The sequence below is a fragment of the Patulibacter defluvii genome (assembly GCF_034096925.1).
Lineage (GTDB): Bacteria > Actinomycetota > Thermoleophilia > Solirubrobacterales > Solirubrobacteraceae > Patulibacter > Patulibacter defluvii.
Genome location: NZ_JAWZSQ010000006.1, coordinates 79,988 through 97,823, shown reverse-complemented (window position 1 = coordinate 97,823; position 17,836 = coordinate 79,988). Strand labels below are relative to the sequence as shown.

General features: G+C 71.6%; 17 protein-coding genes and 1 other annotated feature. Of the genes, 6 read left to right on the top strand and 11 right to left on the bottom strand.

The annotated features are described in order from the left end of the window. Positions 1-380: 380 nt before the first annotated feature. Positions 381-863: a PaaI family thioesterase gene (locus SH587_RS08445; RefSeq protein WP_320670150.1), complete on the bottom strand. Its 483-nt coding sequence runs from the start codon at positions 861-863 to the stop codon at positions 381-383. A 396-nt stretch (positions 864-1,259) separates the two neighbouring features. Continuing rightward, complete coding sequence (locus SH587_RS08440) at positions 1,260-1,877, bottom strand: TetR/AcrR family transcriptional regulator (protein WP_320670149.1); 618 nt, start codon at positions 1,875-1,877, stop codon at positions 1,260-1,262. 311 nt (positions 1,878-2,188) lie between these two features. Between SH587_RS08440 and SH587_RS08435 the strand changes: the two genes are divergently transcribed. The 5 genes from SH587_RS08435 to SH587_RS08415 are packed head-to-tail and all read left to right on the top strand — an operon-like array spanning position 2,189 to position 6,834. Continuing rightward, on the top strand, positions 2,189-2,509 hold the full coding sequence (locus tag SH587_RS08435; RefSeq protein ID WP_320670278.1) for a 2Fe-2S iron-sulfur cluster-binding protein: 321 nt from the start codon (positions 2,189-2,191) through the stop codon (positions 2,507-2,509). Positions 2,510-2,553: 44 nt separating this feature from the next. Then, positions 2,554-3,999, top strand: a complete 1,446-nt coding sequence (locus tag SH587_RS08430) for a cytochrome P450 (RefSeq protein WP_320670148.1) — start codon at positions 2,554-2,556, stop codon at positions 3,997-3,999. A 33-nt stretch (positions 4,000-4,032) separates the two neighbouring features. Further along, entirely contained in the window at positions 4,033-5,274 is a 1,242-nt protein-coding gene (locus SH587_RS08425; protein ID WP_320670147.1) for an NAD(P)/FAD-dependent oxidoreductase, read from the top strand. 22 nt (positions 5,275-5,296) lie between these two features. Further along, the gene (locus tag SH587_RS08420) at positions 5,297-6,316 is read left to right on the top strand and encodes a BtrH N-terminal domain-containing protein (protein WP_320670146.1); all 1,020 of its coding nucleotides are present in this window, start codon (positions 5,297-5,299) and stop codon (positions 6,314-6,316) included. Further along, positions 6,313-6,834, top strand: coding sequence for a PaaI family thioesterase (locus SH587_RS08415; RefSeq protein ID WP_320670145.1), 522 nt, complete (start codon positions 6,313-6,315; stop codon positions 6,832-6,834). Before SH587_RS08420 ends, SH587_RS08415 begins: the two co-directional genes overlap by 4 nt. A gap of 218 nt (positions 6,835-7,052) precedes the next feature. On the opposite strand, the gene istB is transcribed toward SH587_RS08415, so the two are convergent. The 8 genes from istB to SH587_RS08375 form a co-directional block, all read right to left on the bottom strand. Further along, entirely contained in the window at positions 7,053-7,820 is a 768-nt protein-coding gene (istB, locus tag SH587_RS08410) for an IS21-like element helper ATPase IstB (protein WP_320670144.1), read from the bottom strand. Beyond that, complete coding sequence (locus SH587_RS08405) at positions 7,817-8,164, bottom strand: Mu transposase domain-containing protein (protein ID WP_320670143.1); 348 nt, start codon at positions 8,162-8,164, stop codon at positions 7,817-7,819. The genes istB and SH587_RS08405 overlap by 4 nt, the downstream gene beginning before the upstream one ends. A gap of 139 nt (positions 8,165-8,303) precedes the next feature. Beyond that, complete coding sequence (locus tag SH587_RS08400; protein WP_320670142.1) at positions 8,304-9,230, bottom strand: IS3 family transposase; 927 nt, start codon at positions 9,228-9,230, stop codon at positions 8,304-8,306. Beyond that, positions 9,152-9,269: a sequence feature (AL1L pseudoknot), on the bottom strand. Its footprint overlaps the gene before it by 79 nt. Further along, positions 9,227-9,532 carry a transposase gene (locus SH587_RS08395; RefSeq protein ID WP_320670141.1) on the bottom strand — a complete coding sequence of 102 codons (306 nt, stop codon included), beginning with the start codon at positions 9,530-9,532 and terminating at the stop codon, positions 9,227-9,229. Its footprint overlaps the feature before it by 43 nt. The genes SH587_RS08400 and SH587_RS08395 overlap by 4 nt, the downstream gene beginning before the upstream one ends. A 658-nt stretch (positions 9,533-10,190) precedes the next feature. Beyond that, positions 10,191-11,294 carry a PDDEXK nuclease domain-containing protein gene (locus SH587_RS08390; protein WP_320670140.1) on the bottom strand — a complete coding sequence of 368 codons (1,104 nt, stop codon included), beginning with the start codon at positions 11,292-11,294 and terminating at the stop codon, positions 10,191-10,193. 112 nt (positions 11,295-11,406) lie between these two features. Then, entirely contained in the window at positions 11,407-12,168 is a 762-nt protein-coding gene (locus tag SH587_RS08385; protein ID WP_320670139.1) for a cytochrome c oxidase assembly protein, read from the bottom strand. A gap of 260 nt (positions 12,169-12,428) precedes the next feature. Then, positions 12,429-12,761, bottom strand: a complete 333-nt coding sequence (locus SH587_RS08380) for a hypothetical protein (protein WP_320670138.1) — start codon at positions 12,759-12,761, stop codon at positions 12,429-12,431. 10 nt (positions 12,762-12,771) lie between these two features. After that, positions 12,772-13,950 (bottom strand): sensor histidine kinase, encoded by a 1,179-nt coding sequence (locus SH587_RS08375; RefSeq protein WP_320670137.1) that lies wholly within the window; start codon positions 13,948-13,950, stop codon positions 12,772-12,774. Between the two features lie 406 nt (positions 13,951-14,356). Here SH587_RS08375 and SH587_RS08370 point away from each other — a divergent pair, with 406 nt between their 5' ends. Beyond that, a complete protein-coding gene (locus tag SH587_RS08370) occupies positions 14,357-16,528 on the top strand; it encodes a sensor histidine kinase (protein ID WP_320670136.1) in 2,172 nt (723 codons plus the stop codon). Here SH587_RS08370 and SH587_RS08365 read toward each other — a convergent pair. Further along, complete coding sequence (locus SH587_RS08365; RefSeq protein ID WP_320670135.1) at positions 16,519-17,733, bottom strand: oxygenase MpaB family protein; 1,215 nt, start codon at positions 17,731-17,733, stop codon at positions 16,519-16,521. The two genes, SH587_RS08370 and SH587_RS08365, sit on opposite strands and share 10 nt — an antisense overlap. Positions 17,734-17,836: the final 103 nt, after the last annotated feature.

The following is a 17,836-nucleotide window of genomic DNA, read 5'->3' as shown; positions in this document are numbered from 1 at the left end:
CCGTCCGGCAGGTTAGCGAGAATTAACTGGGCCGCCAAGGGTGGATCCATCATTCGCAGGCCATCGGTCCATCCTCCCGGGGCGGCCGACCGAGGGCGGGCCGTGGTCGGCGGCGCGGGGCCGGTCGATCGGTCGCCGACGAGGTTCACGACCGGACCGAGAAGGTGTTCGCGACCGGTGGAAGCACGCTACCGGCCGCATTCCGTCGATGCCTGTCGCGCGACCGAAGTCATCGGTGCGGCGGCGTACTCGTCGCGGGCGACCCACCGCAGGCAGGACTCGACGGCGGCGTCGGGCCCTGACCTCGTGGCACCGGTCGCCCCCGCTCGTCGGGCGCGGTCGGGCGGGGCCGCACGCGCGGCCACACCCGACCCGGTGTATCAGGTCGTCGTGCTGCCCCAGGTGCTCCACGCCTCTGGGAGGACCTCGCCGCCCTGGGTGAAGTGGACCACGTCGACGGCGAGGAAGAGCGCGGTCGCCTCGGCGAGGGTCGTGTCCTGCTCGTCCATCAGGCGCGCCGACAGGTGCAGCTTGCGGCCGTCGCGTTCGACCACTCGAGCCTCGACGTGCAGGGGCTGGTGCAGCAGTGTCGGAGCCCGGAAGCTGACGTTGAGGTTGGCGGTGACCGCCGGCGTCTCGAGGACAACGAGGACCGACCCGAGCGCATCGTCCAGGACAGTGGCGACGGCGCCCCCGTGCGCGATGCCCGGAGCCCCCTGTTGGCGCCGGTCGAACGTGACCTCGCCTCGAACGACCTCCCCGTCCAGACGGGTGCGCAGGTGCATGCCGGCTGGGTTCTCCGACCCGCAACCCAGGCAGTGGGGGTGGTGCTCGGGAATCGAGCCATCGCTCATCATCTTCATGCGGTGAAATCCCCGGCCGCAACCGCGTCGTGTTCCGGGCACCGAACCTCCTGCAGGGTCGCGCGAGAGCGCCCGGCGCGGCGGCGCAGGAGCGTCCGCGTTCGTGTTGCAGGGGGGACCGGACCGGTGAGGTCGTCGTGCTGGACCACGGCTTCAGCGTACATGGACTTCCCCGATCGGAGAAGCCTTCGGACGTGCGCGCCGCGGCACCCCTGCCGCGGCCTCGTGGTCCCCGGGCCCGCGCCGCGGACAGCTCGGTTGTCGCGACTCGGAGATCGCGTCGCTCGGCCGTCGATACCCTGGGTCTCGGTCATCGCCGCGTCGCCCGAGCCGATCGGACGGTCCACGCTCCCGCGTGCTCTGCGACCGCCGGTCCGCCGACTCGATGTCCGTTCCCTACAGACGGCTCGGCGGGTGCGCCGCCGCCTTCAGCCACGCGCGGAAGGCGTCGATGGCGTCTTCGAGCGCCGGCGTGGACCCCGTGCTGGCCCATTCCAGCGCGAGCCCCTGGAGCCAGGCAAGCGTCGTGATCTGCACGGTCTGCTGCGGGAACATGAGCTGGCCACCGCGGGCTCGGTGAGCGTCGATCAGGGCGTCGATCATCCGACGTAGCTGGTCCGACGCGGCAACCGCGGCCGGGGCAAGCGATGGGTTGGTGATCGCCTCCGTCTGCAGACCGAGCCACGCGACGAGCAGTGCCCGGTCCCGGGTCAGTCCGTCCCACGAGGCACTGAGACCGATGTCGATGATGCTGTCCGCATCGTCGAGCGCCTCGACCGCTTGCATGATCTGCCCGACGAGACGCGCGATCAGGTGGTCGGCCGCCTTGATCAGCAGGCCGTCCCGAGACACGAAGTAGTACGAGATCGCGCGCTTCGGAACCCCTGCCTCCTCTGCTACCCGTTGCAGGGACGTGTCCGCGTACCCATCACGGGCGAGACACCGCAGCGTCGCTTCGAGGATCTGCTCGGCGCGCTCGGCGCCCTTGCGGGTCAGGTGCGTCGGCCGGCTCATGGGTGGCGCTGGATCGGGGCTGAGCCTGGGTCGGATGGGCGGGGCACGGATGAAGAAGGGCCTGGCGAATCGCGGCCTCCGCCCGGGGGAGCAGAATCCGATCGCGCCCCGAGCAACCTCAGTATCGCGGAACGACGGGACCTCGGCGCTGCCGCCCTCCGGTCGGCTGCGGCGCCTGCCGCGGCCGAAGCCCGCGATCTGAATTGTTCGCCGATCGGCGCAGAAAAGTGGTACGTTCGAGACGTATCGAAGTGCCGTAGGCGCGAACACAGCGGCAGCGGCCATCATCATCATCCGGAGAGGTGAACACCATGGGCACTATCACGTTCGTCGAGCACGACGGCACCGCGCACGAGGTCGAGCTGGTGGAGGGCGTCTCGTTGATGGAGCTCGCCACGAACAACGGGGTCCCGGGGATCGACGGCGACTGCGGCGGGGAGGCGTCGTGCGGCACGTGCCACGTGATCGTCGACGACGCGTGGATCGGGACCACGGGGACGCGCTCGGACGTGGAGAGCGCGATGGTGGAGATGTCGGCGGAGTGCGTTCCGAACTCCCGCCTCGGGTGCCAGTTGCGAGCATCGTCCGACGTCGACGGACTCGTCGTGCACCTGCCCGAGTTCCAGATGTAAGCGCGTCAAGACACCACGGACCACGAACAGGGGAGCGAACCACCATGCCGAAGACCGAGAGCAACCTCATCGAGCGGACGAAGGTCCGTGCGAGCGACGTCCTGCAGGCGACCGTGCCCGCCGAACGCGTCATTCAGGGAGTCGGCCTCGCTCTGCGGGCCAAGCGCCTGGTCGGGGGCGACAAGCCCCTGGTGTTCGACGAGCAGCCGATCCCGGACCCGGCGGATGTGCCGCTGGAGGAGATCGACGTCAGCAACCCGTTCATGAACCGGCAGGGCCAGTGGTACCCGTACTTCAAGCGGCTGCGTGAGGAGGCCCCGGTCCACTACCAGGGCGACAGTCCGTTCGGGCCGTTCTGGTCGATCACGCGATACGCCGACATCCAGGCCGTCGATTCCAATCCGGACGACTTCTCGGCCGAGCCGTTCATCGTCCTGGGGCCGCCGCCGTTCAACGCCGAGATGTTCATCGCGATGGACCCGCCCAAGCACGACGTGCAACGTCGGGCCGTCCAGGGCGTGGTGGCGCCGAAGAACCTCAAGGAGATGGAGTCGCTGATCCGCGAGCGTGTGCAGGACGTGCTCGACAACCTGCCGACCGACCGGCCCTTCGACTGGGTCGAGCGCGTCTCGAAGGAGATCACGGGGCGCATGCTCGCGACGCTGTTGGACTTCCCCTACGAGCAGCGGCGCAAGCTCACGTATTGGTCCGACACGATCAGCGGTTCCGCGGACGCCACCGGCGGCACGACCCACCAGGACGACGTCTTCCCTGCGGCGCAGGAGCTGGCGCGGAGCTTCACGGCGTTGTGGCACGACAAGGCGGCGCGGCGCGCCGCGGGCGAGCCCGACGGCTTCGATCTGATCACGCTGATGCAGACGTCGGAGGACACGAAGGACCTCATCAAGAAGCCGTTTGAGTTCCTCGGCAACCTCACGCTGCTGATCGTCGGCGGCAACGACACCACCCGCAACTCGATGTCCGGCGGCGTCCTGGCGCTCAATCGGTTCCCGGACGAGTTCGAGAAGCTCAAGGCCGACCCGAAGCTGATCCCGAACATGGTCTCGGAGATCATCCGCTGGCAGACCCCGCTGGCCTACATGCGCCGCGTCGCGACCCGCGACCTGCACTTCCGCGGCCAGTTCATCCGCAAAGGCGACCCGATCCTCATGTGGTACGCGTCGGGCAACCGCGACGAGTCCAAGTTCGAGGAGCCGGACCGACTGATAATCGATCGCAAGAACGCCCGCAACCACATGTCGTTCGGGTTCGGCGTGCACCGCTGCATGGGCAACCGCCTGGCCGAGATGCAGCTGCGGATCCTGTGGGAGGAGCTGCTCGAGCGGTTCGACCGCATCGAGGTCGTCGGGGAGCCCGGCTATGTGCAGTCGAACTTCGTCAAGGGCTACAGCGACATGCAGGTGCAGCTGACGCCGAAGCCCGCGCGCGAGCAGACGCCGGTCCGCGTCGAGGCGACCTCGGGCGCCTGAGCCGCGACGGCCGCGACGGACGAGGGGACGGGGATGGGACGCGACCGGGTGATCGTCGTCGGGGCCGGACACGCGAGCGCGCAGCTTTGCGTGAGCCTGCGCCAGGGCGGCTGGGAGGGCGAGGTCCTGCTCGTCGGCGACGAGCCGTCGCTGCCCTACCAGCGGCCGCCGCTGTCCAAGACGTTCCTCCACGGGACGACGACGCTCGACGACCTCCTGATCCGGGGGCCGGAGTTCTACGAGAAGGAGGACGTGGGCTTCCGGCACGCCCGCGTCACCGGGATCGACCGCGACGCGTCGACCGTCGCCCTCGACGACGGCGATGCGCTGTCCTACGACCGGCTCGTCCTCTGCACCGGCGCGCGGCCCCGCCCGCTGGACGTGCCCGGGGCCGACCTGGACGGCGTGCACGCCCTGCGCGACGCCGCCGACATCGCGGCCATCCGCGGCACCCTGAAGGCCGCCCGTCGGGCCGTCATCGTCGGCGCCGGCTACATCGGCCTGGAGGCCGCCGCGTCACTGCGCAAGCTGGGGATCGAGGTCGCGGTCCTCGAGGTCGCCGAGCGCGTCCTGCAGCGCGTCACCGCCCCCGAGGTCTCGGCCTTCTACGACCGCGTGCACCGCGAGGAGGGCGTCGACCTGCGCACCGGCGTCGGCGTCGCGGGGTTTCAAGGCAACGGGCACGTCCGGGCCGTCCGCCTCACCGACGGCACCGAGATCCCCGCCGACCTCGTGATCGTCGGCGTCGGCGTCCTGCCCAACGTCGAGCTCGCCCGCGACGCCGGGCTGACGGTCCAGGACGGGATCGTCGTCGACGAGCACGGCCGCACCGACGACCCGCGCATCTTCGCCGCCGGCGACTGCGCCAACCACCCCGACGCCCGCTACGGCACGCGGATGCGACTGGAGTGCGTGGCCAACGCGCTCGAGCACGCCAAGGCCGTCGCGGGAGCGATCTGCGGACGGGAGAAGCCGATCTCCGCCCTGCCGTGGTTCTGGTCCGACCAGTACGACCTCAAGCTCCAGATCGCCGGCCTGAGCACCGGTCACGATCAGGTCGTACTACGCGGGGACCCCGCCCATGGCCGCAGCTTCGCGTGCTTCTACCTCATCGACGGCCGGCTGATCGCCGCAGATTGCGTGAACCGACCCAAGGAGTTCATGTTCAGCAAGCGCGCGATCACCGAGCGTCTGCAGCCCGACCTCGACCAACTGGCCGACCCCGACACCTCGCTGGTGTCCCTGTTGAACGCCCCCGCCAAGACTGCCCGATGATCCCTGCCCCGGAGCCCGCCTCATGAGCGTCCCCGCCGCACCGTCGATCCCGCGACCGTTCCCGCACCGCCGAGCCGGGCACTGTGCATCCGGTGCGCTGCGCGACCTGCTCGAGTTCCACCGGCTGGACTACGGCACCGGGCCGCTCAACGAGTCGCTGGTGTTCGGACTCTCCGGCGGCTACGGGTTCTTCTACGCCGACCAACTGCCCGGCGTTCCGTTCTACCTCGTCGGCCGGGTCGGGTCGATGGAGCACGACGTCGCCGCGCACCTCGGTGCCACCGCGCACGTCCAGAGCACCGATGATCCCGACGAGGGCTGGCAAGCCATCAAGCACGCGATCGACCAGGGCGACCCGCCGCTGGTCTGGGCCGACATCGCGCACCTGGAGTACCTGCGGGTGCGGATGGTCAACACCCGCCACGCGATCGTCATCTGCGGATACGACGACGACCAGCAGATCGCGTGGATCGCCGACAACGACCGCGACGAGCTGCAGCCCTGCTCCTACACCAGTCTGCGCCGGGCGCTCAACTCCGACGGGTTCCCCAGCCCCAACCGCAGCACCCGCTTCCGGTACGACTGGCCGACCGCGCTCCCAGCCCTACAAGACGCCGTCAGGGCCGCCGCCGCGACGACGTCGCACAACATGCGCAACGAGCCCGACGTCGTCGGCGGGCTGCGGGGCACCTCCGGCCTGGCCGGCGTGTCGCACTTCGCCCGCGCCTTCCCCGACTGGCCCGAGACGTTCGAAGACACCCTGCCCCAAGCGCTCGGCCTCCTGGCCGTCCTGATCGTCAAAGCCGGCACCGGCGGGGCGATGTTCCGCTCGCTGCAAGCCGACTACCTCCAGCAGGCCGCAGACACACTCCGCGACCCGACCATCGCCGACGCAGCGACGGTCGCCACCACGCTAGCCGAGCGGTGGAAGGCGCTGGCCGTCAGTGCCGCCGCCCACGATCTCGGTGCAGCCCGCGAGCACGTCCAGCACATCGACGACCTCGAGCACGAGGCCCTGCAGGCCCTGGAGGCGCTGCTGTGAGAGTCGCTGCCGACGGCTCGATCCCCGAGCACCACCCCAACTGCCTGGGCTGCGGATCGCAGAACCCCTGCAGCATGGGACTGCGCCTCCATGTCGACGGTGACCGCGTCCGCGGCGACGTTACGTTCGACCACCGCCACGAAGGTGCTCCCGGCATCGCTCACGGCGGCGCGATTGCCACCGTCCTGGACGACACCTTCGGGCTGCTCCTGGTCGTACTGGGCACCCCGGCCGTCACCGCGAACCTTTCGGTCAACTACAAGGCATCCGTGCTGCTGGGCCGGCCGCTGCACGTGGTCGGCTGGTGCGTCGAGCGCCGCGGACGCAAGCTCTTCCTGCAAGCGCGCCTGGAGGACCAGGGCACCACCATCGCCGACGCGACCGCTCTCTTCCTCGTCGTCGACACCAGTCACTTCCACCAAGGCGGCCAGCAACTCCCGCCCGACTGGGCCGACTGGTCGCCCGCGACCGCCCCCGACCCCCAGCAGATCCCATCGCCACCCAACCGAACCCCGTGAACCCGCAGGTACCCCCGGACTCGTCCTCGGACGACGATCGACGCGACGCGGAAGGCCACGGCAACCGGTACGAGGTCGTTCGGTGTCAAGGCCGTTCGAAAAGTGACCCCCTAACGCCGGTTGAAAACTGACCCCCTCGGGTTGCGGGATCGGGTGGTGGGCGACGCGGAGGCGAAGCCCGGAGGGCGAGCCGCAGCGTCGCCCACCACCCTGCGCGGTCAGGCGCGCGGGGCGGCCGGGGGCCGGGCGAGGTCGCGGTCCTTCAGCCGGTAGCTGTCGCCTTTGAGGCCGAGGATCTCGGCGTGGTGCACGAGCCGGTCGATCATCGCCGCGGCGGTCACGTCGTCGCCGAAGATCTCGCCCCACGCGGATAACGGCTTGTTGCTTGTCACGATCAGTGAGGCGCGTTCGTAGCGGCGGGAGACGAGCATGAACATCAGGTTCGCGGCCTCGGGATCGAACGGGATGTAACCGACCTCGTCCACGATCAAGAGCGGAATCCGCTGCAACCGATCGAGCTCCTTGTCGAGGCGGCCGTGGCGTTGGGCGTCAGCCAGCAGCGCAACCCACTCGGTCGCGGTCTTGAACATCACGCGGTTGCCGGCGAGGCAGGCACGGATCCCGAGCGCGATCGAGAGGTGCGTCTTGCCGGTGCCGGGCGGCCCGAGCAGCACGATGTTCTCCCGGCCCGCCAAGAAGTCGAGCTGCCCGAGGTGCAGCACAGTGTCGCGTCGCAACGAGCTCTGGAACGCGAAGTCGAACTCCTCCAACGTCTTGCGGGCCGGGAACCGGGCGGCCTTGATCCGCGCCTGGCCGCCGTGGCTGTCGCGGCTGTCGGTCTCCGTCTTCAAGAGCGCCGCGGCGAACTGCTCGTAGGTCCAGTCCTCGCTGCGGGCGCGGTCGGCGAGCTTCGGGAGCGCGGCCGCGGCGGCGGGCGCTTTGAGCTGCCGGAAGAGGTGCGCCAGCTCCGTCGTCGGCCTGGTCATGCGATCAACTGGTCGTAGCGCTCCAGCAGCCGCTGCTGCACCGGCGTGTCGACCGGTCGGCGACTCTGCCGCTGCGTGCGGGCGTGCTCCAACGCGATCATCGTGCGGTGCTTGGCGAACGTCCGCTGGTGCTCGCACGCGACCTCACCGGTGTCCAGCGCCGCTGCGCGCACGGTCCGCTGGTCGACCTGCACCTCGACCCGGCGGCCCACCAACGCCGGGTCCAGCGAGTAGTCGTTGGTGTCGATCCGCAAGAACGGATCGGGCGGCACCCGCATCACCCACCGCGGCGTCGTTTCCGGCATCTCCGCCGGCAACGCGGTCATCACCGCGTGCTCCTCCACGAGCCGATCCACTGGGCGGGCGCGGAGCGTCTTGTGCATCCGCGCGTTGACCTTGTCGAACCATCCGTCGAGCTGGTCCTGGAAGTCGAGTGAGCCGTGCTGGGTTTGAGGGACAGCGTTTGGTCTGGTTTGGGTGAATCTAGTCTGCGGCGATCGGGGCTGCTGGCGGGGCGGGCTGGGCGAGCCCGTAGGGCGAGTCCAGCCCGCCCCGCCACGCCGTCTCGTACTCGGCCGGCGCCACGTCGCCGAGCTCTCCGTGGAGGCGGCGGTGGTTGTACCAGCCGACCCATTCCACGATCGCGAGCTCGAGCTGGGTGCGGGTCCGCCACACGCGGTCGGCGATCAGCTCGGTCTTGAAGGTGTCGACGAACGACTCCGCCATCGCGTTGTCGTAGGCGTCGCCGACGGACCCGATCGACGCAAGGACGTGGTGCTCCTGCAGCTCCTGCGTGAAGTCAAAGGACGTGTACTGCGATCCGGCGTCCGAGTGGTGGATGAGGTCGACGTCGGCGCCGCGCTCGCTGCCCGCGAGCGCCATTCTGAGCGCGTCGAGGACGAGATCGGTGCGCATGTGCGACGCGAACTGCCAGCCGACGATCCGGCGCGAGTAGACGTCGAGCACGAAGCTGAAGAACACCGGCCCCTGCCAGCACTTCAGATACGTGAAGTCCGCCACCCACAACCGATCCGGCGCGTCGGCTGCGAACTGCCGATCGACGCGGTCGGGCGCCCGCTGCGCGGCCGGATCAGACGTCGTCGTGCGCCACGGCTTCCCGCGCCGCTTCGCGCCCTGCAGGCTGGCCTGACGCATCAGCCGACGCACCCGATCACGCCCGACGACAGTGCCCTCGCGCAGCAGCGCCTTCCAGATCCGGCGGGATCCGTAGGCGGCGTAGTTCTTCGCGTGCACCACTCGGATCCGCTCGAGCAGCAGCTCGTCCTCGATCGCGCGCGTCGAGCGCTCGCCGGTCGCCCGGCGGTAGTACGCGGCCCGCGATGCCGAGAGCTCTCGACAGATCGGCTCGACCCCGAAGCGGTCCCGGTGCTCATCGATGAACCGGGTCACTTCGTGCGGGGCTGGTCGAGCTCCTTGGCGAAAAACACCGACGCCGCCTTCAGAATCTCGTTGGACCGTTTGAGGTCTTTGTTCTCGCGCCGGAGGCGGGCCAGCTCCTCGCGCTCCGCGCTCGTCACCGCCCCGCCTGCACCGCCGGCCTGGTCGGCCTGCTCCTGCCGCACCCACGTCCGCAACGTCTCCTTGTTGATGTCGAGCTCGCCGGCGATCTGCGCGATCGGCCGCTCGCTCTCCAGACACAGCCGGATCGCTCGGTCCTTCAGCTCCTGCGGGTACTGCCGTCCTCGTCCCATTGCTGGACATCCTCCTGCTGGCGCGCTCCGCGCGCCACGCACTCAGCTGTCCGTCAAACCCAGCATGGCTCAAATCGCTGGACGGCTTGCGCGGTTGCCGGGTGGTCCCATGCGGCCTGGCGGCTCCATGCGTGCCAGCCGTCGGGCAGATCGGGGGCTGCTGCGTCAGTCACTTGGCCTCGTCGAACGATCCTACGTCCGTGGTCCCCGGTCCGGTCGCTTCGGCCACGGTCAGGCGTTCATCTCCCGGAGGCCCCCGGGTTTTCGCGCTCACCGATTTGGTTGCTCGTGCGCCCAGCGAACGACTCGCGCAAGAGGTCCCGAGCCGTTGTGCAGCCAGTAGCTGCAGAATCTGGAGACCTGATCAGGTGGGAGCAGGAAGCGGGCTTGCCGAGATCGGCCCGGCCCGGCTGCGAGACCGTTCGAGCGACCGACTCTTGTTCCCCATCTTGTTCCCCAGCGGTCGATTTGTTCAAGTTCTTGTTCCAGTTTCGTCCGAGTCGAACCCGCAGAATCGCCGTATAGATCGGCGTTACTCGAGCTGGTGCGAGCTGGCGCGAGGGCCGTGACCTGTTTCCTAAACCGTGTGCGCAGGTTCGAATCCTGCTGGGGGCATCGATCGAGACTCGACGCGAGGAGACGCTGAGGCCTATCGCGTTCAGCGTTCGCTGGTCCGACGGGAAACGCGCTCGAGGAGTCGCGCCCGAACGTCCTCCAGCTCAGCGAGGCTGGCGAGATCACGCGGGACCTCGTCGCCGACCTCGACGGCTGGAAGCTCCGGCGGAACATCGGCGCGCCAGGTGGAGACGGCGATCGGGGCGTAGACGCGGTGCAGTGCGAGCTTGGCGACGGTCTCGTCGCGGCTGGTGCAGAGGATGATTCCGACGGACTCCTGGTCGTCACCGTGGCGGAGTTGCTCGTCGACGGCGTTGAGGTAGAGGTTCATCTTGCTGACGTGCTCGGGCTGGAACGGCCCGATCTTCAGGTCGATGACCACGAAGCGCCGCAACACCTGGTGATAGAAGAGGAGATCGAGGAAGAACTCGCGTTCGCCGACTTGAAGCGCCTTCTGGCGGCCGTAGAACGCGAATCCGGTACCGAGCTCCAGGAGGAAGCGCTGGATGTCGTCGATCAGGGCCTGCTCGAGCTCTCGCTCTTGGGCGGTCTCGGTGAGGTCGAGGAAGTCGAAGACGTACGGGTCCTTCGTCGCGGCGAGCGTCCGATCAGCTGCATCGGCCGGGAGAGCCGCGGGGAAGTTCGAGATGGCCGTGCCGGTCCGTTCGTGGAGACGCAGGTCGATCTGGGCCTTGAGGTGACGTACCGACCAACCTTGCTCACGGGCCTTGGTGACGTACCAGGCGTACGGTTCCGGCTCGTCGGAGAACGCGTCCAGCAGAACCTGGTGATGCGACCAGCCCAATTGTGCAGACAGCGTCTGCACTTTCTCAGCTTCGGGCCACAGCGCCGCAAAGCGGCGCATGTAGAAGAGGTTTCGCCGGGAGAACCCGCGGACGCCCCCGGTGTCGGTGCGCAGATCCTCGCTGAGCCGGCCGACGACGTCGTCGCCCCAACCGAGTTGCTCCTGGCGATCGAGGATCTCGCGGCCGATCGACCAGTAGAGCAGCACGAGCTCGGTGTTCACTGCGCGCGCGGCGCGGTTCCGGGAGCTGCGAATCCGCTCTGAGAGCGTGGCGAGCAGGGCGCGGTACGCAGGCGACGTGGCGACCTCGGCGGCGGTCCGTCGAGCGGGGGAACCGGTCACCTGGCTCACGGTAGCCGACGAGCAGGCCCCGCCAAAACACGAGCGATGGAGGGCGCTGGTCGGCCTTCCTAAACCATGTGCGCAGGTTCGAATCCTGCTGGGGGCATCGAGGTCAGGCCTCGTCGGCGTCCGCGTCGGCCGCCTCCGCGTCGTCGAGCGCGCGGAAGAACAGCAGCACCACCTCGACCGCCAGGAACGGCTCGGCGACGACCAGCAGGATCCCGCCGGCGAGCGCCTGGTCGTTGGGCGGGTCGATCCCGAGCGCGCCGGGGCCTTCGGCGTAGAACGGATAGACCACCTCCGGGTACCAGGCGAGCCAGAGGCCGAGGACCCCGATCAGCAGGTCGGTGACGGCCAGGTAGCCGAGCGCCCGCAGGCCGGTCAGCCGCGAGGGGCCGAGCAGCGGCCAGAGCAGCACGACGCCGACCGCGATCAGGGCCAGGTGGCCGAGGTCGGTCAGCGGCGGGTTCTCCAACGCTCCGCCGAGCACCGCGGGGACGTGGGCCGCCCAGACCGCGCCGACGCCGAGGACCGCCGCCAGCGGCGCCGCGGCCGGTCCGGCCAGCCAGCGGGTCGGGCCGGCCGTCTCGATCCGTTCGAGCAGCGGCGTCGGCGCGACGGCGAACAGCAGCGCCGGGATCGCCGAGACCAGCAGCAGGTGCTGGACCATGTGGGCGGCCATCAGCCGCTCCTCGGCCAGCCACTCCAGCGGGCCGGCAAACGTCGCGAGCAGCACCGCCGGCAGGGCCAGCCGCGCCAGTCGGCGACCGCCTCCGGGGCCGTCGCGAGGAGCCCGCCAGGTCCATGCGGCGACGGCGGCAACCAGCACGAGGACCGGCAGCAGCGTGCCGTCGTCGCTGCCGAGCCACTGCATCAGACCGCTCCTCGGCGGCCGGCGGGCGGGCTCATCGGGCGCGGCCGCCGAGGACGACGACGAGCACGACGAAGGCGATGGTCACGACGACGAGGGTGACCGCGAACAGCACGGTCACGACCTGGAGCGAGCTGGGCTTGCGCACGAACGGATCCGTTCCAACGGGGATGACGAAGGACGCGCCGGCACCGGCAGGCGGGCTGCGGCGAGCGGAGGCGTCGAGCGGAGGAGGCGCCCGGCGGCGCGGCCGGGCGGGGCGATCAGGCGGCGGCCGCGGGCGGCGGACGGACCGCCAGCGAGGCACCCAGCAGCCGGCTGCCGCGCACCACCGGCGCGGGCCGGCGACGCCGCGGGCGGGCGACGATCCGGACCGGGTGCCAGCGGACCGAGGAACGGCCGGCTCCCCGCAGCCACTGCGCGAGGTCGATCAGCGGGCGACTGAGGACGACCGGCACCAGCAGCACCAGCGCCGGCAGCAGGTGGGCCTGCTCGACGCAGCGGCCGAGCACGTCGGTCAGCAGCAGCAGCGCCGACAGCGCGAGCACGGCGGCGAGGGCGCCGAGGAGCACCCGCCGGTTCGGCCCGCCGCTCATCGCCGCCATTCTAGGCCGCGCGTCCGGAGGGGGAGCACGCGCGCGACGACCGGTCGCCGTCGGCCCCGGCGCGGCGCCCGGCCACCCGCGACGGCGCCGCGCGACCGCGCTCGGCGGCCCGCCGCGGCAGGGCGACGGTGACCAGCGTGCCGCGACCGTCGGCGACCGGGCTCTCGATCAGCAGCGTGCCGCCGACGGCGACCACCCGCCGCTCGAGCGAGGCCAGGCCCCGGCGCTGCCCGCGTCCGCTCTCGCGCCGGACCCGGCTGCGGTGGCGCGCGTAGCCCTCGCCGTCGTCGACGACCGCCAGCCGGACGGCGTCGGGACCGGTGCCGACCGAGACGGCCGCGGCGGTCGCCGACGCGTGCTTGCCGACGTTGGCCAGCAGCTCGCGGACCGCCGAGGCGACCAGGTCGTCGTAGCCGGTGCTGGCGACGGCGACGGTCAGGTCGACCCGCAGCCGCCCGCCGCGCTCGTGCATCGCCGCGATCGCCGCCAGCCGCTCGTCGAGGGCGGTGACGCCGATCGGGTCGAGCCCGTGCGACAGCGCCCGCAGCTCGTCGATCGTCTCGTCGATCGCCGACCGCGCCAGGTCGAGCGAGCCGTCGCGCAGGTAGGGGTCGGCGCCCAGCTCGCCCCGGACCCAGAGCGCGTTCTGCAGCGGACCGTCGTGCAGCAGGTCGGCCAGTCGCATCCGCTCGCGGCCCTCGCCGGCCAGCGCCTCGATGGTCGCGCCGCGGGCCGCGGCCGCCTGCCAGCTCCCGCGGCGGCGGGCGAGCAGCTGTCCGACGACGGCCGACGCGGCGACGGCCGCGGTGACCCCGACGACGCGGGCCGGATCGCCGCCGACGGCGACGGTGACGGCGATGCCCGCGCCGAGGATCAGCGGCAGGGTCAGGATCGCGTGCGTCCGCGGCACGGCGAAGAGGCTCCAGGCGAGCGGCAGGAACGCGAGCGCCAGCAGCGCGGGCTCGGGCGCGGCGCCGTCCGGGGCCAGCGCGACCAGCAGCACCACCAGCAGCGCGTCGACGGCCGCGACCGCGACGAACGCCCGCCCCGGCCGCCGCGCCGACCACAGCAGCGCCGACGAGGCCACGGTCCACGCGACCCCGACCACCACCACCGCGACGCCCGCCCGCGGCGGGACGCTCAACCAGAAGGTCAGCCAGGCCAGGCCCAGCGCCCCCACGATCCGCGCGAGCCGGAAGGCCGAGGCCAGACTCGGCGCCCGCGGCGACGGTCGTCCGCTGCCCGCGCCCGCCCGGCGGAAGGGCTCCAGATCACGTCGAAGACCGCGGGCCGCGTACGCCAGGCGCCGCCCGTGGGACCGCGACGACGCCGTACGCTTCCGCACTGCGGCCGAGTATCCCAGACGACCGGCCGAAGGTCGGCGGTCGCTGGGGCGCCGGCAGCGACCTCGTCCGGACCGTCCGCGTTGTACGCTGTCCGCTCGCGAATCGTGATCGGAGGCCTGCGCCGCCCCGGCGGCCCGCCGCCCATCCACGGTCGCGACGTAGGGGGGACGAGGGACCGACGTGGCGAGGACGACCGAGACTTTCGCGGGGGCGGCGAGCGACGCGCGCATGCGCGGCGCCATGACCCTGCGCCGGTTGACGGTCGTGGGGGCGCTCGTGCTGGCGCTGATCGGACCGGGCGATCCGCTGCCGACCGTCGCCGTCGGCGTCCTCGCCCTCGCGTGGCTGGCGGTCGGCGACCGGTGGCGGGGGGCCGAGCGCGACGTCACCCCCCTGCGGCTGCTGCTGGTGGGCGCCGACATGGCCCTGGTGCTGGCCTTCGCCGCGCTCTCCGGCCAGGACGCCAGCCCCGTGCTGTGGCTGCTGATCGCGCTGCCGATGATCGGCGGCGTGGTCGTCGACCCGCTCTCGATCATCGTCGCCGGCGCGCTGACGGCGGTCGTGCGGGTGGCGTTCGGGGGCGACGACCCGGCCCTCCTCGGGTTCCTCGTCGCCGAGGCCTGGTCGGTGGCGATCGGGATCGCGATCGCCACCGGCACCGGCGGCCTGCGGCGGCGCTTCGACCGGCTCGACGCGATGCAGCGGGCGCTCGCCGGCCAGCGGATGGACGACGCCACCCGCCACCTGGTCGGCGAACGGCTGCGGAGCGAGGTCGCCCTGCGGCTGGCCGACGTGCGACGGCTGGTGGTCGCCGGCGCCCTGCCGCGGGCGACGGCCGGGGTGCCCGACGTCTCGCAGCGGCTGCGGACGCTGATGGCCGAGCTGCGCAGCATGCCCGACGACGACGAGAGCCTGGACGCCGCCCTCGCCGCGCTGGTCGCCCGCGAGCTGCCGGCCGCGCTGGTCGAGGTCGAGGTCGACGAGCGGGTGCCGACCGAGCTGTCGCAGACGCTGCTCTCGTTCGTCCGCGACGCGATCGTGACCGCCGCCGCCGTCGCGCCCGGCGTCCACCGGACGACGATCGCCGTCCGCGCGACCGAGGACGGGGTCGCGATCGAGCTGCGCGTCGGCCCGATCGGCCCGATCGACCTCGGCGAGCCGCGCTGGATCGCCCTCCGCGGCCGCGCCGACGCCCGCGGCGGGCGGCTGCAGCTGACCCGCGACGTCCGCGAGGCGGTGCTGCGGGTGGCCGTCACGCTGCCGACCGTGACGGCGGTCGCGCCGACCCGGGCCTGGGTCTCGCTCGGGGTGCGCTTCCGCGAGACGATCCCGTCGCTGCAGGTGGTCTGGGGCGGCGCCGCGGCGACGGTGCTGGCGCTCGGCCTGGTGCACTCCGCCGACCACGGGTACTGGTGGGTCGCGCTGCCGTTCGCCGTCGTGCTCGCGGCCGAGGCGCTGGCCGGCCGGCAGCTGCGTCGCGCCCGCTGGTACGCGGCCGTCGTCGGCGTCAACTCGCTCTTCTGCCTCGGCCTCTTCTTCGTCGAGCCGGGGATGCAGCTGGCCCTGGTGCCGGTCCTGCAGCTGCTGGCGCTGGCCTGTGGGCTGGTGCTGCGCCCGGTCTACGTCCTCGCCGTCAACGGGCCCTCGCTGGCCCTGGCCGCGACCGCCACCGACCAGCTGCCGCAACCGGAGATCTCGGCCCTGATCGTCTGGGTCACGCTGGTCACGATCGTCCTGATCGCGATCCGCGAACGGATCGCCGACGTCTACCAGCAGGCGATCGAGGCCCGCCACCGCGGCGTGGTCGCGATCGTCCGCCGCGAGCAGGAGGAGCGCGACCGGATCGCCGCCGACCTCCACGACGACGCGCTCCAGCTGCTGCTCGTGGTCGGCCACGAGCTGGCCGAGGACGAACCCGAGCGGGCGCTGGAGCTGCTCGACCTGGCCGACACCGCGCTGGTCCGGGCGGTCGGGGCGATCGAGGTCGACGAGGGCGCGGCGGCGGTCGGCGGCGGCCTGCGGGCGATGATCGAGCGGGTGCTGGAGCGCCCCGGCCCGCCGGTCGACCTGGCGCTGGGACCGGGGACCGACGGCGTCCACGACGCGCTCGTGGTCCAGGTGGTGCGCGAGGCGTACGCCAACGCGGCCAAGCACGCGCGAGCCCGGCGGGTCGACGTGCGCGTCGAGCGGCGGGGCCCGCGGCTGACGATCGAGGTCCGCGACGACGGCGTCGGCGTCGATCCGCGCGCCGCCGCCAACGCCCCCGACCGCGGGCACGTCGGCCTGGTGATCATGCGCGAGCGCGTCGCGCAGGCCGGCGGCGAGCTGCTGATGCGCCCGGCCAGCGAGGGCGGCACGGTGACCCGCGCCGAGCTGCCGGTGGCGGTCGACGGCGACCCCGGTCAGGAGTAGTTGGGGTTGTTGCCGTCGGGGATCTCGATGTCGAGCGGCCGGCCCTCGCCCAGGTACCAGAGCGCGCCCTGGCGCAGGAACTCGTCGAACAGCCAGTAGAGCTCGTCGACGCCGGGCAGCAGCAGGCCCAGCTCCTTCAGCAGCACGAACGGCGGCCAGCCGGCGGCGATCGCCTCGTCCCAGCCCGGATTGCGCGGCAGCTCCAGCCAGCCAGCGATCCGGTCGCCGAGGAAGTAGCGCGTCATCGCCTCGAGCAGCGGACGGGTGAGCACGCCCCCGTCCGTCTCCGCCGCGAGGTTGACCAGGAAGTGCGCCAGCTTCACGCCCTCCGGCGTCGGCGCCATCACCGGGTCGAGGATCTGCGGCGCCTGCGCGTTGGCGGCCTCCCAGGTGGCGGGGATGTACTCGTCGCGGACGCCGAGCAGGTGGGCCGCGACCTGCCAGGTGTGGAGGAAGGCGTCGGCCTCGGAGGCGGAGATCCGCACGCCCCACGACCGCATCGCCCGCATCACCGAGGTCGGCAGGCTGTGCCAGGTGACGAGGATGTCGCGCTGGCTGATCGGGACGCCCTCGTCGGCCACCCCGGTCCAGTGCGGCGAGCGCGGCAGCAGGTGGCGGACGCCGGCGTGGGCCAGCCGGGTCTTGACCGCGGTGACGATCATCGAACCGTCGGGGCGGAAGGCGTTGCGGGCGCCGATGTCGTAGCCGAACTTGGCGGTGCGGGAGATCCGCCGCTTCATGTCGGCGCCGCCCTTGGAGTAGTAGACGGCCCGCGCCTCGTGCGGGATGACCGTGCTCATCATGCCGCTGACGAAGCCGTAGGTGATCCCCAGGTAGGTGCCGCGCTTGTTGTTGAACGCGGTCGCGGCGGCGAGCTTGGCCCCGTCGGTCCACCGCGGCAGCTGGCGCACGTGCTCGATCAGGTCCCGCAGGTCGGCGGGCAGGCCGGCGGGCAGCGGCTGGTCGTTGCGGGTCCAGCCGCGCAGCAGGGCGTTGACCGACGCGACCTGGCCGCGATCGATCACCGCCGCCACCACCGGGTCGACCTCGTCGTCCCAGACCAGCCACGGCGGCGTCTGCCCCCCGAGCCCCGCCACCGACTGCGACGCGGCCCAGGCCCACGAGGGAGCGGCGCCGCCGAGCACGCCCGCGGCGCCGAGCGCGCCGCCGGCCCTGAGCAACTGCCGCCTGCTGAGCTGTCCCACGATCCACGTCCTCCCGCCGGGTCTCCTCCGGGACGACCATATCCGAGACGACTGGGCTTGTGTTGTATCTCTGTATCGAGTTGCGAGCAGCGGACCCTAGCTT